Annotated in this window: 15 protein-coding genes; 9 read left to right on the top strand and 6 right to left on the bottom strand. The window is 56.0% G+C overall.

Annotated features, from left to right (window positions below; all coding sequences use genetic code 11):
- Positions 1-23 precede the first annotated feature (23 nt).
- The 3 genes from FY156_00075 to sppA are packed head-to-tail and all read right to left on the bottom strand — an operon-like array spanning position 24 to position 1,695.
- Entirely contained in the window at positions 24-356 is a 333-nt protein-coding gene (locus tag FY156_00075) for a LapA family protein (protein ID UXS02963.1), read from the bottom strand.
- Between the two features lie 56 nt (positions 357-412).
- Positions 413-715, bottom strand: coding sequence for an integration host factor subunit beta (locus FY156_00070; GenBank protein ID UXR99994.1), 303 nt, complete (start codon positions 713-715; stop codon positions 413-415).
- Positions 716-741: 26 nt separating this feature from the next.
- Positions 742-1,695, bottom strand: a complete 954-nt coding sequence (gene sppA / locus FY156_00065; GenBank protein UXR99993.1) for a signal peptide peptidase SppA — start codon at positions 1,693-1,695, stop codon at positions 742-744.
- Between the two features lie 249 nt (positions 1,696-1,944).
- On the opposite strand from sppA, the gene FY156_00060 reads away from it, so the two are divergent.
- From FY156_00060 to ptsN, 6 genes are all read left to right on the top strand, one after another.
- A complete protein-coding gene (locus tag FY156_00060) occupies positions 1,945-2,610 on the top strand; it encodes an LPS export ABC transporter periplasmic protein LptC (protein UXR99992.1) in 666 nt (221 codons plus the stop codon).
- Positions 2,611-2,623: 13 nt separating this feature from the next.
- Positions 2,624-3,178, top strand: a complete 555-nt coding sequence (locus FY156_00055; protein ID UXR99991.1) for a hypothetical protein — start codon at positions 2,624-2,626, stop codon at positions 3,176-3,178.
- A 33-nt stretch (positions 3,179-3,211) separates the two neighbouring features.
- The gene (gene lptB, locus FY156_00050) at positions 3,212-3,997 is read left to right on the top strand and encodes an LPS export ABC transporter ATP-binding protein (GenBank protein ID UXS02962.1); all 786 of its coding nucleotides are present in this window, start codon (positions 3,212-3,214) and stop codon (positions 3,995-3,997) included.
- Between the two features lie 152 nt (positions 3,998-4,149).
- Entirely contained in the window at positions 4,150-5,703 is a 1,554-nt protein-coding gene (gene rpoN / locus FY156_00045) for an RNA polymerase factor sigma-54 (protein ID UXR99990.1), read from the top strand.
- 233 nt (positions 5,704-5,936) lie between these two features.
- Positions 5,937-6,515, top strand: a complete 579-nt coding sequence (gene raiA, locus FY156_00040) for a ribosome-associated translation inhibitor RaiA (GenBank protein ID UXS02961.1) — start codon at positions 5,937-5,939, stop codon at positions 6,513-6,515.
- Positions 6,516-6,597: 82 nt separating this feature from the next.
- Entirely contained in the window at positions 6,598-7,059 is a 462-nt protein-coding gene (ptsN, locus tag FY156_00035) for a PTS IIA-like nitrogen regulatory protein PtsN (protein ID UXR99989.1), read from the top strand.
- A gap of 102 nt (positions 7,060-7,161) precedes the next feature.
- On the opposite strand, the gene grpE is transcribed toward ptsN, so the two are convergent.
- Positions 7,162-7,812 (bottom strand): nucleotide exchange factor GrpE, encoded by a 651-nt coding sequence (gene grpE / locus FY156_00030; protein UXR99988.1) that lies wholly within the window; start codon positions 7,810-7,812, stop codon positions 7,162-7,164.
- A 120-nt stretch (positions 7,813-7,932) separates the two neighbouring features.
- Complete coding sequence (hrcA, locus tag FY156_00025; GenBank protein ID UXR99987.1) at positions 7,933-9,024, bottom strand: heat-inducible transcriptional repressor HrcA; 1,092 nt, start codon at positions 9,022-9,024, stop codon at positions 7,933-7,935.
- Positions 9,025-9,299: 275 nt separating this feature from the next.
- On the opposite strand from hrcA, the gene rph reads away from it, so the two are divergent.
- Genes rph through FY156_00010 form a run of 3 tightly spaced genes read left to right on the top strand, consistent with a single transcriptional unit; the run spans position 9,300 to position 11,882 of the window.
- Positions 9,300-10,016, top strand: coding sequence for a ribonuclease PH (gene rph / locus FY156_00020; GenBank protein UXR99986.1), 717 nt, complete (start codon positions 9,300-9,302; stop codon positions 10,014-10,016).
- A 16-nt stretch (positions 10,017-10,032) separates the two neighbouring features.
- A complete protein-coding gene (gene rdgB, locus FY156_00015; protein ID UXR99985.1) occupies positions 10,033-10,677 on the top strand; it encodes an RdgB/HAM1 family non-canonical purine NTP pyrophosphatase in 645 nt (214 codons plus the stop codon).
- A 5-nt stretch (positions 10,678-10,682) separates the two neighbouring features.
- Complete coding sequence (locus tag FY156_00010) at positions 10,683-11,882, top strand: coproporphyrinogen III oxidase (GenBank protein ID UXR99984.1); 1,200 nt, start codon at positions 10,683-10,685, stop codon at positions 11,880-11,882.
- Positions 11,883-11,937: 55 nt separating this feature from the next.
- Here the strand turns inward: FY156_00010 and dnaA are convergent, their stop codons facing one another.
- Positions 11,938-13,401 carry a chromosomal replication initiator protein DnaA gene (gene dnaA / locus FY156_00005; protein ID UXR99983.1) on the bottom strand — a complete coding sequence of 488 codons (1,464 nt, stop codon included), beginning with the start codon at positions 13,399-13,401 and terminating at the stop codon, positions 11,938-11,940.

Raw genomic sequence — 13,401 nt, 5'->3', positions numbered from 1 at the left:
AGACCACACGAATGTCTGCGATATCACTTTGCCGGGAGTTGCGAAACCTGCGCGGCTGCGGCGGCCTTCTGGCGGTTTGCCTCGTCATGCCAGCGCACCGCCTCTTTTGCTTCGGCACGGGCGCGCTTTCGATGTTTCCCTTGCGAAAACCAGGTCGCCGCCGAGCCCAGCAAAACGCCGAAAATGACCGCGAGGAACAGGAACACGAAAAACGGCGCAGTAAAAGAAAGAACGCTGTCTTCAGGTCTGAACGGATTGAGCGCAAGCGTAGCCGACTGTCGATTGGCGACGCACAGAATAATCAGCACAATTGCCAGCGGCACCAGGATGATGAGGTTGATGAGTTTTTTCGACATCCGCAATACTCCATCTTGGCGGGCGGGCCTGGGTCCGACCTTGAAGGCCGAGAGGATCAATCGTCCTCTTCATCACCCATGCCGGGGTTGAGGCGCTCGCGCAATTCCTTGCCGGTCTTGAAAAACGGCACCCACTTTTCTTCGACAAAAACCGATTCACCCGTACGTGGGTTCCGGCCTGAGCGGGAAGGTCGGTTCTTCACGGAAAATGCGCCGAAACCGCGAAGCTCGACACGATTTCCTGCAGCCAGCGCATCCGTGATTTCATCCAGCACCGCGTTGACGATATTTTCGACGTCGCGGTGATAAAGGTGCGGGTTACGCGCAGCAACGATCTGCACCAGTTCAGACTTTATCACGGTTGCCCCCTGAAAAAATTGGGTTTTTAATTTTGCTCAACCTGCCAAACCGAAACGAGACCGTCAAGAAACAACTTGTCCGCGCCGATCTGACCAGCCCCTGCAAGCGGTAGAAAATCCTCATATCCGAGTATTCTTGCGATCCCGGCAATGCTGAAGAGCGAAAGTGGCGATTTCGATGACGGCGCGCGCCATTCGACGATCGGCAAATCCTTTGCCACATCGCGTGTCTGGAAATAGTCGCGGATTTCCTTTTCACCACCCAGAGCATCCACCAGCTTGTTGGCCAGCGCCTGCCTGCCCGTGTAGATCGATCCATCCGCCAGTGCCAGAACGGTCTCTTTCGGAAGCTTGCGACGATCCGCCACAAGGTTGACAAACCAGTCGTAGCTGTCCGTCACCATGGCCCTTATCATGGTCTTCGCCTCTTCGGGCGCGTCATGGAACGGCGACGGTTCGGCTTTCAGCGGAGATGACTTGATTTCCTGCAGTGAGACACCGAGCTTTTCCATCAACGGCCCGAGCTGCGGATACTGAAAGATCACGCCGATCGAGCCGGTGATCGAGGTTTCGCCTGCAACGATCGTGTCGCCAGCCGCGGCAATCATGTATCCTGCCGAAGCAGCCAGAGTGCGGATATCGGAAACCACCGGCTTCTTTTCCGCCACAGCACGAAGTGCCTTGAAGATGCGTTCACCGCCATAGGTCGTGCCGCCCGGAGACGAGATCGAAACGATCAACCCCTTCACATTGTCACTTTTCTCGATTTTGGCGAGGCGCTCAAGAAGCTCGGTATTGTCCTGGATAAGTCCGGAAATTTCGACACGGGCGATATGCGGGCGCTCGCTTTGTTGCGGCGCTGTCCAGAAAACCCGGTAAAGTCCAAAGAGGCCTGCAATCAACAGGAAAACGGCAGCAACCCGCCAGAATGTAAGCTTTCGGCGCAACTGCCTGCGATCCGCTATCGCCATCTGATCCATGAAAACCTCTGCCTCGGCGGTCCTGAGCAAGCGATGCCGCATGCAACGCGCAATGTGGTGGTTCTAGCGTGAAGCTGCAAGGAAGCAATGCGTAAACCGAATAATCATAAAATTAGCGCATCTCTTGCACCTTTCCAGACAAAAACCATATTGGCAGGGCAAGGCACACGTGCCAAACACATCAGGATGAACAAAAAACTTCCGCTGCGGACCATGAATGGCGCGCACGAAGTGACCGGACCCACTCACATGCTTGAAAGACTTCGCGAACCAGCGCCCGCATTTTCATTGCCGAACGGTCAGGCCGCGGCCTACGAACGTGCGCTCAAACATTCCGTGCTGGTCAAGCGTCTGAAGATCATTCTACCGGTCAGCGCGATTGTGGTTTCGCTCGCATTCATTGGCGTCTCGCTTGTCAGAACCTGGGTCCCGGACGAAGTCTCGCTCGAGAGCGCTCGCATTGAAGACGGCAAGATCGTGATGGAGAAACCTGCTGTTGCAGGCCGCAACGAGCAGGGCATCGACTACTCCATGAATGCCGATCGCGCGCTTCAGGACATCGCAAACCCCAATCTCATGACGCTTGAAAAGGTTCTTGCCGCAGTGCCGGTCAATGACAGCATTGCACAGGTTATCGCACAGGAAGGCATTTTCGACCGTTCGACAAACTCGCTGAAGATGACTGCACCTTTTGACATCAATCTCAGCAATGGCATACAAGCAAAGTTCCAGTCTGCGGATGTCGATCTGAAGGCCGGAAAAATGAGCAGCGAAGAGCCCGTTTCCATTAAGACAAAGGACGGCTCCATTGTTGCGCAATCGATTCATATCGCCGATAATGGCAAAACAATCACTTTTTCGGGGCAGGTACGCGCACGTATCGCTGCATCCAATATCAAGAATGAAGGCAAGTGAGAGCCCGGTCCAGATGATGCACATTTCCCGTCCCGTTTTCCTCGGCAAGTCGGCCTATCTTGCGATCGCCGCTGTCTGTTTCGCCTCCACCGCGCTGGCGCAGAACACGACCAGCAACATGCAGGGCGTCAAACTTTCCGGTGACCAGCCGATCGCCATCGAAAGCGACCAGCTCGAGATCCGGGATCAGGAGCGCAAGGCCTATTTCACCGGCAATGTGAAAGTGGTTCAGGGAACGACCACCCTTCAGTCCGGCAAGATGACTGTGAACTACAAGGGTGAAGGTTCGTCGCTGACGAGCGGTGACGCGAATATCGAAAAGATCTTCGTCGACAACAACGTCTTCCTGACATCCGGAACCCAGAAAGCAACCGCCGATCACGGCGAGTTCGACATGGCGGCACAGACATTCATCCTGACCGGCAAACAGGTCGTTCTGTCTGAAGGCACCAATGTCTTCACCGGCTGCAAGCTGACGGTGCTGATGAACACGGGACAGGCCAAGCTTGAAAGCTGTGGTGGTCCGGTTCGGATCATGCTCGACCCCAAGTCGCAAAAGAAACAGTAGTCTTTCCTCGTGAAGATACCATCGTTCTCAAATATGTTCGGCGGCACGCCGGGCCGCTCCGATGAAGCGGCGTCTGGTGCTGACAAGGCACGCTACGAAGGCACGCTGATCGCGCACGGCCTCACGAAAACCTATAATACGCGACGCGTCGTCAATGGTGTTTCGCTGGTTGTACGCCGCGGCGAAGCCGTGGGCTTGCTAGGCCCGAACGGCGCCGGCAAGACGACCTGCTTTTATATGATTACCGGTCTTGTACCTGTTGATACGGGCAAGATCGCCATTAACGGCAACGACGTTACCTCCATGCCTATGTATCGTCGTTCCCGCCTCGGCGTAGGGTACCTGCCGCAGGAAGCGTCGATTTTCCGCGGACTGACGGTCGAAGACAACATCAAGGCCGTTCTTGAGGTGCATGAACCGGACGCCAAGAAACGCAACCACAAGCTCGATGAGTTGCTGGAAGAGTTTCACATCGCGCAGTTGCGCAAGTCTCCGGCCGTTGCCCTTTCGGGCGGTGAACGCCGTCGTCTTGAAATTGCCCGCGCGCTTGCGACCGACCCAACCTTCATGCTGCTCGATGAGCCTTTCGCCGGCGTTGATCCAATCTCCGTCAGCGATATTCAGAATCTTGTCAGGCACTTGACTGCCCGTGGGATCGGCGTTCTGATTACAGACCATAACGTGAGGGAAACGCTTGGCCTGATCGACCGTGCCTACATTATTCATGCGGGCGAAGTGCTGACTCATGGCCGTGCGGATGACATCGTCAATAATCCCGATGTACGCCGCCTCTATCTCGGCAATAATTTTAGCCTTTGACGGCTGGACGCGAAAGATTCTTCACCTCGCCCCACTCTGACGCTTGACCAAATGAGATAAAAAAGCAATTTTTGGGCCAAGTTTCATTGTCTCCGTGAATTTTCTGGAAAATGAGGCTGTGAGGAAGCTGTAAGGGGAGTTTCGCGTCCGCCATGGCATTGTCTGCCAGCCTTTTGCTGCGTCAAAACCAGTCCCTCGTGATGACACCTCAATTGATGCAGTCGATCCAGCTGCTTCAAATGACGCATTTCGAGCTGACGCAGTTTATCGCGCAAGAGGTCGAGCGAAACCCGCTGCTGGAAATTGCAGCAAACGATAGCGATTTAAGCACGACTGCGCCTGAAAATGCAGCAAACTTCAACGATGGAGATGACGATCTTTCCAGCGCGCAAACGCCTTCCGTCACATCCGATTCGGACGACTGGTACGGGGACCGCGCCGCTAATCTCGGTGAACAGCTTGATACCAGCTTCGAGAACGTCTTCCCTGACGACGCGGAACCGCGGAAGGCCGATGCGCCGGAGCTTCTGAGCCAGTGGCGCTCAATGCCGGGCCAGGAAGCTGGCGAAAGCTACGATCTTGACGATTTTGTCGCCGCCAAACCAAGCCTGCATGACCATCTGAACCAGCAAGTACCCTTCGCCATTACCTCTGCCGAAGATCGCCTGATTGCGGACGCACTGATCGGCCAACTCGACGAGACCGGTTATATTGCCGTCGATGCGGCGCAGGAGACCGCGGAGCGGCTGGGAACGACAACGGCTGCAGCGGAAAACGTCCTGAAAGCACTTCAGGGATTTGACCCACCTGGTGTTTTTGCGCGCTCACTCAGCGAATGTCTGGCCATACAGCTTGCCCAGAAAGACCGGCTCGATCCGGCTATGCGGGCTTTCATCGACAACCTGGAACTCCTGGCAAAACGCGATTTTGCGACGTTAAAAAAACTTTGCGGTGTGGATGAAGAAGACCTCCTCGATATGCTCTCGGAGATCAGAACGCTCAACCCACGACCAGGTGCCGGTTTCGAGTCGACTGTTTCCGAGACGATCGTGCCCGACATCATCGTGCGCCCGTCGTCCGAAGGTGGATGGCTGGTGGAGATCAATCCCGATACCCTGCCAAGGGTGCTGATCAACCAGACCTATTTTGCCGAGGTCTCGAAACACAAGACGCGGGAAGGCGAGGATCAAGATTTCCTGTCGGAGTGCATGCAGACCGCGCACTGGCTGACGCGAAGCCTCGATCAACGCGCCAAGACAATCATGAAAGTCGCCACGGAAATCGTGCGCCAGCAGGATGCGTTCCTGGTCAATGGGGTTGGCCATCTGCGGCCGTTGAACCTCAAGACCGTTGCCGATGCGATCAAGATGCACGAATCCACCGTCAGCCGCGTCACGTCCAAGAAGTACATGCTGACACCTCGCGGGGTTTTCGAGCTGAAATATTTCTTCAGCGTGTCGATCAGCTCCGTCGAGGGTGGCGACAGCCATTCCGCAGAAGCGGTCCGCCATCGTATCAAGACGATGATCGCTCAGGAGGCCGCGGATGCTGTTCTTTCCGACGATGATATTGTCGATAATCTGAAAAGCAGCGGTATCGATCTCGCACGCCGCACGGTTGCAAAATACCGTGAAGCGATGAACATCCCCTCCTCCGTTCAAAGACGTCGCGAGAAAAAGGCGATGGCGAAATTGTCGACCTATTAAGGACCCCAGAGATCACGTTTTCTAGGGTTTTCCGGCATCCCATTGACTCTTACCGATGCAACGGCTAGAAGCCCGCCGCACACGGTAGCAAGGTTGTTTGTAACGGATTCATCTCCACCGTCCAGAGGCGTAAATTTGGAATGGAGGCCCAAAGAGGTCTTCGAAACGCTTGGATGCGCGCGCAGCTTGACGTAAGCTGGTACTCGCAAATCACTACAAAAAGGAAAAATTCCATGAGTGTGCGTGTATCTGGTAAACATATGGAGATCGGCGAATCTTTCCGTCAGCGGATCGAGGACAACATAGGTCTGGCGGTTACCAAATACTTCGATGGGGGGTATTCAGGACAAGTGACCGTTGAAAAATCCGGGCCGCGTTTTGCTGCAGATTGCAAAATTCACCTCGATACGGGTGTTGTTTTGCACGCAGCAGGTCAGGCCAATGATCCTCAGGCAAGCTTCGATGCTGCTGCGGAACGGATTGAAAAACGCCTGCGTCGCTACAAGCGGAAGCTGAAGGACCACCACAACGGTTCTGCTTCCAACGGCGGCACACAGGAAATTGCTTATACCGTGATGGATGCAATCTCGGACGCGGACGACGAAGTTCCGGAAGATTACGCACCCACCATCGTAGCCGAGAGCTCGAAACAGATTAAGACCATGTCCGTCGCCAGCGCCGTTATGGCCCTCGACATGACGGACGAACCGGTTCTGGTGTTTCGCAGCCCCGGTAAGGAATATCTCAACATCGTCTACCGGCGGAACGACGGCAATATAGGCTGGATCGACGCAGCGACGATCAAGAGCTGAACAGTCTGACAAGACGTGGGAGGCATCCCCGCAACAGCGAATTTGCCTCCCTACCGTCTCGATGGCATGAAGGAAAAATAGAATGGCGTTGGCAGATTTGCTGCAACAAGATGCGATTATTCCCGCCCTCAAGGTGAATTCCAAAAAACAACTGCTCCAGGAACTGGCGGCGAAAGCGGCCAGAATTACTGGAGTGTCGGAACGGGAAGTTTTTGACGTCATCCTCCAGCGCGAGCGGCTCGGCTCGACCGGTGTGGGGCATGGCATCGCTATTCCGCATGGCAAACTCAGCAGCATCAACGCGATCACCGGCGTCTTTGCGCGCCTTGAGACGCCGGTCGATTTCGAAGCGCTGGATGATCAGCCTGTCGATCTGGTGTTTCTTCTTCTTGCCCCCGAAGGGGCCGGCGCCGACCATCTGAAGGCGCTGTCGCGCATTGCGCGTGCGCTGCGTGACCCGGAGCTTGTGGCCAAGCTGCGTGCAACAGATTCCGACACGGCGATCTATGCATTTCTCAATCAGGAGCAGGCAACCGCTGCCTGACGGCGCGAGCCTTTGTGAGAGCGGCTAACGTTCGGGAAGACATTCACACAAAAAAAACGCGCCCCGAGGCGCGTTTTTTTATTCTTCCGGAGACTTGTTGTCTCAGGCATCTTTTTCATTGAGCGAGCCTGTGCCCGGCTCAGCAGTCGCAACAGCTTCCAGCTTCGGACCACCTTTTGCAACGCCAACCATGGCGGGGCGCAATACACGATCACCGATGGTATAGCCCGCCTGAACGACCTGAAGCACCGTGTTGTTGGGAACAGTCGTGTTCGGAATTTCGAACATTGCCTGATGGAAATTCGGATCGAACTTCTCACCTTCAGCATCGATCCTCTTGACGCCGTGGCGCTCAAGCGCAGACAACATCGAGCGTTCAGTCATATCAACGCCTTCGATCAGTCCGCTGATACCGGCTTCCGCATCGGTCTTGAGATGGTCTGGAATAGCTTCCAGCGCACGGCGCAGATTGTCTGATACAGCCAGCATATCGCGCGCAAAACCTGCCACGGAATAAAGCTTCGCATCCTTGACTTCGCGTTCTGTGCGACGGCGAAGATTGTCCATTTCTGCGGCAAGACGCAGGAATTTATCACGCAGATCACTATTTTCGGCCTTCAAAACCTCGATCGGATCGGGTTCTGCTGCCTTTGCGGTGATGTCTTCGAGAGCTTCTTCACCCGCCAGCGCACTGTCGATTACTTCTTCGGCGACGTCCGCGTCAGGTCCGGGCTTTTTTGTATCGTCGGTCATGACGTTCTCCAGATTGGAAGATTAACTTTGTTGTTTGCGCCCGATATCGAGCTTTGGTCGGCAAAAATCAAGGCTTGCGGCAAAAAGCCTGCCGCAATTGTCTGGTCATTAGACCAATTCCTATCGTGTTTTCCTGGAAAGGCGGGCCATAATCTGTGCCGTGTAGTCCACCATGGGAACGATGCGGGCGTAATTGAGCCGCGTCGGGCCGATAACGCCAACCGCGCCAACAACCCGGTTTTCCTCGTCGCGATAAGGCGCGACAATCAGCGACGAGCCGGAAAGCGAAAAGAGCTTGTTTTCCGAGCCAATGAAAATACGCACACCCGAACCGCTCTCGGCCAGATTGAGGATCTCGATGAGGTTTTCCTTGCGCTCGAGATCATCGAACAACATGCGGACACGATCGATATCCTCTTCCCCCGCAAGGCCCTCCAGCAGGTTGGAGCGGCCACGAACAATGAGACGGCCAAGCTTGCCATCCTCATTATCACCAGCCCATATCGCCAGTCCCCGTTCGACCAGATCCTGCGCGAGCTGGCCGAGCTCTGTCTGGAGCTCCGCCTTGTGGATCTGAAACTGGCTCCTCAGTTCCTGCAATGTCTGCCCGCCAAGATGGGCGTTGATGAAGTTTGCGGCTTCCGTGAGCTGCGAGGACGAAATTCCCGCCGGCAATTCGATGATCCGGTTTTCGACCTGGTTGTGATCACCGACCAGCACGGCAAGCGCCTTCGTCGGCTCAAGCCGTATGAACTCGACATGCTTCAATATGACGTCGTTTTTGGCGGTCAACACCAATCCGGCACCACGCGACATGCCAGATAGCATGCGGCTTGCTTCGGTCAGCAATCCGTCGAGCGGCTGCTCCTGGCCCGACATGGGGCCGATCTGACGGTCGATACTGGCACGCTGATCTTCCGGCAGATCGCCGACCTGCATGAAGGCGTCAACGAAAAACCGCAGACCCGTCTGCGTCGGCAGGCGCCCGGCACTGATATGCGGCGAATAGATCAGGCCCAGTTCTTCCAGGTCGCTCATGACATTGCGAACTGAGGCAGGCGAAAGCGACATCGGCAACAATCGGGACAGACTGCGCGAGCCCAAGGGCTCACCTGTCTCCAGATATCCTTCGACAATTCGCCGGAAGATCTCCCGCGAGCGTTCGTCCAGCAACGATGCCTGATCTCTTGAAAGCGGCGCCGAAAAACCCATTTTGCCCGTTCTTTTTCATCGTCATTATTCTGCGTCAATATAATGCGTCGTGCGGCCACGGCAAAACGGAAATTGGCGTAACACAAGGCGCTTCTTCATCGCCTCGCCGAAGGCAATTGATGTGGACGATCCATCGGTATGAAGGGCCCTGTCCGAATGCGATCGCAACGATGCAGGCTATTCGCATACATATAATCCCCTCAGAACCCACAGAACTGTTTCCATTTCACCGGGAAACGCTCTAGAAGGCTGAAACGAACAAGGAGAGTGACGAGATGCGGCCTTCAGGCAGAAAAACCGACCAGATGCGCAAGGTTTCCTTCGAGCGTAATTTCTCGAAACATGCGGAAGGTTCCTGTCTTGTCAAATTCGGTGACACGCATGTGCTTGTCACCGCGAGCCTTGAAGAAAAGACGCCGCCGTGGCTGCGCAACAGCGGCAAAGGTTGGGTCACAGCAGAATATGGCATGCTGCCACGTTCCACGCATGAGCGCATGAAGCGAGAAGCTGCATCTGGCAAGCAGGGTGGCCGCACCCAGGAAATCCAGCGCCTCATCGGTCGCTCGCTTCGCGCTGTCGTTGATCTGCAGGCACTTGGCGAGCGCCAGATCAGCATCGACTGCGACGTGATCCAGGCAGATGGCGGGACACGCACAGCCTCGATCACCGGCGCATGGATTGCCCTGCACGATTGCCTGAAGTGGATGGAAACCCGCAACATGATCAAGGTCGACAAGGTTCTCAAAGACCATGTTGCTGCGATTTCCTGCGGCATCTTTGCCAACCAGCCCGTCATCGATCTCGACTATCTGGAAGACTCTTCTGCCGAAACCGATGCCAATTTCGTCATCACCGGTGCAGGCGGTATCGTCGAAATCCAGGGTACGGCGGAAGGTACGCCTTTTTCCGAAGACGAGTTCCTGACGCTGCTTGGTCTTGCCAAGACAGGATGCGCTGAACTGGTTTCCCTGCAGAAGCAGGCAATTGCCTGAGCCGATAGGATACGCCATGCGCAAGCTCGATACCCGCACGATCGTCGTCGCCAGCCACAACAAGGGCAAGATTGCCGAAATCGCCGACCTCATCGGACCGTTCGGCTTTTCGGCAAAATCGGCGGCGGAACTCAATTTCGCCGAGCCGGACGAGACCGGCACGACGTTTGAGGAAAATGCTGCCATCAAGGCGCTTGCCTCAGCGAAAGCGTCTGGTCTGCCGGCCCTCTCCGACGATTCCGGTCTGGTGATCGATGCTCTTGATGGCGCACCTGGTGTCTATACGGCCAACTGGGCGGAAACCGCTGACGGCACGCGCGATTTCCAGATGGCCATGCAGAAGGTCGAGGATGCACTTGCCGAGCGCAGGGCTGCAACTCCTGCCGAGCGAGGCTGCCGTTTCGTCAGCGTGCTCTGCCTTGCCTGGCCGGATGGTCATCTCGAGTATTTCCGTGGAGAGGTTGAAGGCTCTGTTGCCTGGCCGCCACGCGGAACGAGCGGGTTCGGTTACGATCCGATTTTCCAGCCGCAAGGCTATGAGGCGACATTCGGCGAAATGACCGCCGAGGAAAAACACGGCTGGAAACCGGGCGATGATTTTGCCCTTTCGCACCGTGCGCGTGCATTCAAGAAATTCGTAGAAACGTGCCTGGAGGCTTGAACCCGATGAACGGGGAGCATCAGATTTCTGCCCCCGGCACATCGCTTCTGCCGGATACGGGTGATCCGGGGTTTGGTATATATCTGCACTGGCCGTTCTGTGCGGCCAAGTGTCCCTATTGTGATTTCAACAGTCATGTCCGCCACAAACCCGTGGATCAGGAGCGATTTACTGCAGCTTTCCTGAAAGAAATGGAGCGCATGCGGGCCATCAGTGGTCCTCGCGTCGTCACCAGCATCTTCATGGGCGGCGGCACACCATCGCTGATGGACCCACGGACGGTTGGCGCTGTCCTCGATGGCGTCTCACGCTTCTGGCATGTGCCAGATGGCATCGAGATTACCATGGAGGCCAACCCGTCCAGCGTCGAGGCTGAGCGTTTTCGCGGCTATCGGGCGGCGGGTGTCAACCGGGTGTCACTCGGTGTGCAGGCCCTCAATGATCGTGACCTGAAATTCCTGGGCAGATTGCATGATGTTGCCGATGCCTTGAAAGCGATCCGGCTGGCACGCGAGATCTTTCCACGCATGTCTTTCGATCTGATCTATGCCCGCCCCAAACAGACGGTGGAGGAATGGGACGCGGAACTGAAAGAAGCGATCTCCTACGCCGTGGATCATCTGTCGCTCTACCAGTTGACGATCGAGGAAGGCACCCCCTTCTACGGTCTGCACAAAGCAGGCAAACTCATTGTGCCGGACGGTGAACATTCGGCTATTCTTTATGAGGCAACGCAAGAAATCACCGAGCGTTACGGCATGCCCGCCTATGAAGTGTCGAACCACGCGCGTCCCGGCGCGGAAAGCCGACACAATCTCACTTACTGGCGGTATGGAGATTATGCCGGCATCGGACCTGGCGCCCATGGGCGTTTGACAAAGGGCTCGTCCAAGCTTGCGACCGCGACCCAGCGACATCCGGAAACCTGGCTCGAAGCCGTGGAACGCGACGGGCACGGCATGGTCGACCAGGAGCTTCTGGGCGTTGACGAACAGTCGGACGAACTGCTGCTGATGGGTCTTCGGCTTCGGGAAGGCGTTGATCTTGCCAGGTGGAGCGAACTTTCAGGTCGTGAACTCGATCCGGAAAAGGAAGACTTCCTGCTGCAACACGGTTTTGTCGAACGGCTCGGCAATTCTCGCTTGCGCTGCACGCCTGCCGGCATGCTCATTCTGGACGCCGTCGTCGCTGATCTGGCCTGCTGACTGAACTTCAAGCCTCTGACTGATAAATAAAAAAGCGGCCCGAAGGCCGCTTTTTTTATGCGTTGTTCTCGTTGATCAAACGTTTCAGCAGTTCGACCTCGTGACCGAGCTTGGTGTCGCCCGAAATCAGTTCCTCGATCTTGCGCACCGCATGCAGAACGGTCGTGTGGTCACGTCCACCGAAACGACGGCCGATCTCCGGGAAGGAACGAGGTGTCAGCATCTTCGACAGATACATGGCAACCTGACGCGGCTTGACGATAACGCGTGTACGACGGTTGGACACAAGTTCCTGGCGCGACACGTTATAATGCTTGGCAACAATACGCTGGATGTCTTCGATGCGAACACGCTTGGCTTCGCCCGTACCGACGAGATGCGACAGCAGTTCGTCAACGCGATCCACAGACAGGTTCGGTTCGAACGAGCGGCGGAACATCAACTGGTTGAAGGCACCCTCAAGCTCGCGCCCGCTTGCCGTGACGCTTTTGGCAACATGCGTCAGAATATCTTCCGAAATATCAAAGGACGGATCATCCTGACGGGCTGAGCCGACGCGACGGTTCAGCATTTCATAACGCATGTCATAATCAGGGCCTTCGATTTCGATGGCCATGCCACCTTGAAGGCGCGAACGGACGCGTGGATCAAGCGATTCCAGCTCCCAAGGGGCGCGATCGGCAGCGACAACGACCTGCTTGGCGCTGTCCAGCAGCATGTTCAGCAAATGGCAGAACTCGTGCTGGATCATCTTGCCCTGAAGGAACTGCATGTCATCGATGACGAGCAGATCGATGTTGCGCAAGGTGTCCTTGAGCGTCAGTGCATCATTGTCACGGATCGCCGTTGCAAAACGCCACATGAAGTACTCAGCCGTCAGATAGACGACGCGCGGATTGCGCGGGCTGTCGATGGCTGCATTGGCGATAGCCTGCAACAGGTGCGTCTTGCCTAGGCCAACGCCTGCATGAATGAACAGCGGGTTGAAGCGCACAGCGCCAGCACCAGCTTCTGCAATGGTCTTGGCCGCCGCCAAAGCAACACGGTTCGACGAGCCCTCAACGAAGGTATCGAAGGTGAAACGTGTATCAAGCGGAGAGCCGAACAATGGACCAGAGCTTCCCTGCCGCACTGTAGGCTGCGCCGTAGCAGACTGAAGCGACGGCGTTATAGCCGGCTGCTGCGGAATGGATGGCTTGTTCCGCTGGATCGCACCGACTTCCTGTACGGGCTGCATGCGCTCTTCCGCCTGCGCAGGACGAACCGGACGGGTTGCCGAACGGACGAGGATCTCGACCTTCAGAACATCCGCATCCTCGCTCTGCACCAGGCTGGTGATGAGATCCATATAACGGTTGTTGATCCACGACTTCAAAAAGGTCGTTGGAACAGTAAAGCGAACAACGCTTTTGGAAACAGAATGGAGTTTAAGTCTTGCAAACCAGCTGGCGTAAACTTCGGGACCGACCTGTGCCTTGAGCCGCGCGCTAAAACGTTCAAACAGCGCATCGTGCTTCAT

The sequence above is a fragment of the Agrobacterium tumefaciens genome (genome assembly GCA_025559845.1).
Classification (GTDB): Bacteria; Pseudomonadota; Alphaproteobacteria; order Rhizobiales; family Rhizobiaceae; genus Agrobacterium.
This window is presented reverse-complemented; position numbering and strand designations above follow the sequence as displayed.

Excerpts from the sequence above, each read along its gene's own strand:
- FY156_00075 (UXS02963.1), bottom strand. The coding sequence starts at position 356 with ATGTCGAAAAAACTCATCAACCTCATCATCCTGGTGCCGCTGGCAATT.
- sppA (UXR99993.1), bottom strand. The coding sequence starts at position 1,695 with ATGGATCAGATGGCGATAGCGGATCGCAGGCAGTTGCGCCGAAAGCTT.
- FY156_00060 (UXR99992.1), top strand. The coding sequence starts at position 1,945 with ATGCTTGAAAGACTTCGCGAACCAGCGCCCGCATTTTCATTGCCGAAC.
- FY156_00055 (UXR99991.1), top strand. The coding sequence starts at position 2,624 with ATGATGCACATTTCCCGTCCCGTTTTCCTCGGCAAGTCGGCCTATCTT.
- lptB (UXS02962.1), top strand. The coding sequence starts at position 3,212 with ATGTTCGGCGGCACGCCGGGCCGCTCCGATGAAGCGGCGTCTGGTGCT.
- rpoN (UXR99990.1), top strand. The coding sequence starts at position 4,150 with ATGGCATTGTCTGCCAGCCTTTTGCTGCGTCAAAACCAGTCCCTCGTG.
- raiA (UXS02961.1), top strand. The coding sequence starts at position 5,937 with ATGAGTGTGCGTGTATCTGGTAAACATATGGAGATCGGCGAATCTTTC.
- ptsN (UXR99989.1), top strand. The coding sequence starts at position 6,598 with ATGGCGTTGGCAGATTTGCTGCAACAAGATGCGATTATTCCCGCCCTC.
- grpE (UXR99988.1), bottom strand. The coding sequence starts at position 7,812 with ATGACCGACGATACAAAAAAGCCCGGACCTGACGCGGACGTCGCCGAA.
- hrcA (UXR99987.1), bottom strand. The coding sequence starts at position 9,024 with ATGGGTTTTTCGGCGCCGCTTTCAAGAGATCAGGCATCGTTGCTGGAC.
- rph (UXR99986.1), top strand. The coding sequence starts at position 9,300 with ATGCGGCCTTCAGGCAGAAAAACCGACCAGATGCGCAAGGTTTCCTTC.
- rdgB (UXR99985.1), top strand. The coding sequence starts at position 10,033 with ATGCGCAAGCTCGATACCCGCACGATCGTCGTCGCCAGCCACAACAAG.
- FY156_00010 (UXR99984.1), top strand. The coding sequence starts at position 10,683 with ATGAACGGGGAGCATCAGATTTCTGCCCCCGGCACATCGCTTCTGCCG.
- dnaA (UXR99983.1), bottom strand. The coding sequence starts at position 13,401 with ATGAAGCACGATGCGCTGTTTGAACGTTTTAGCGCGCGGCTCAAGGCA.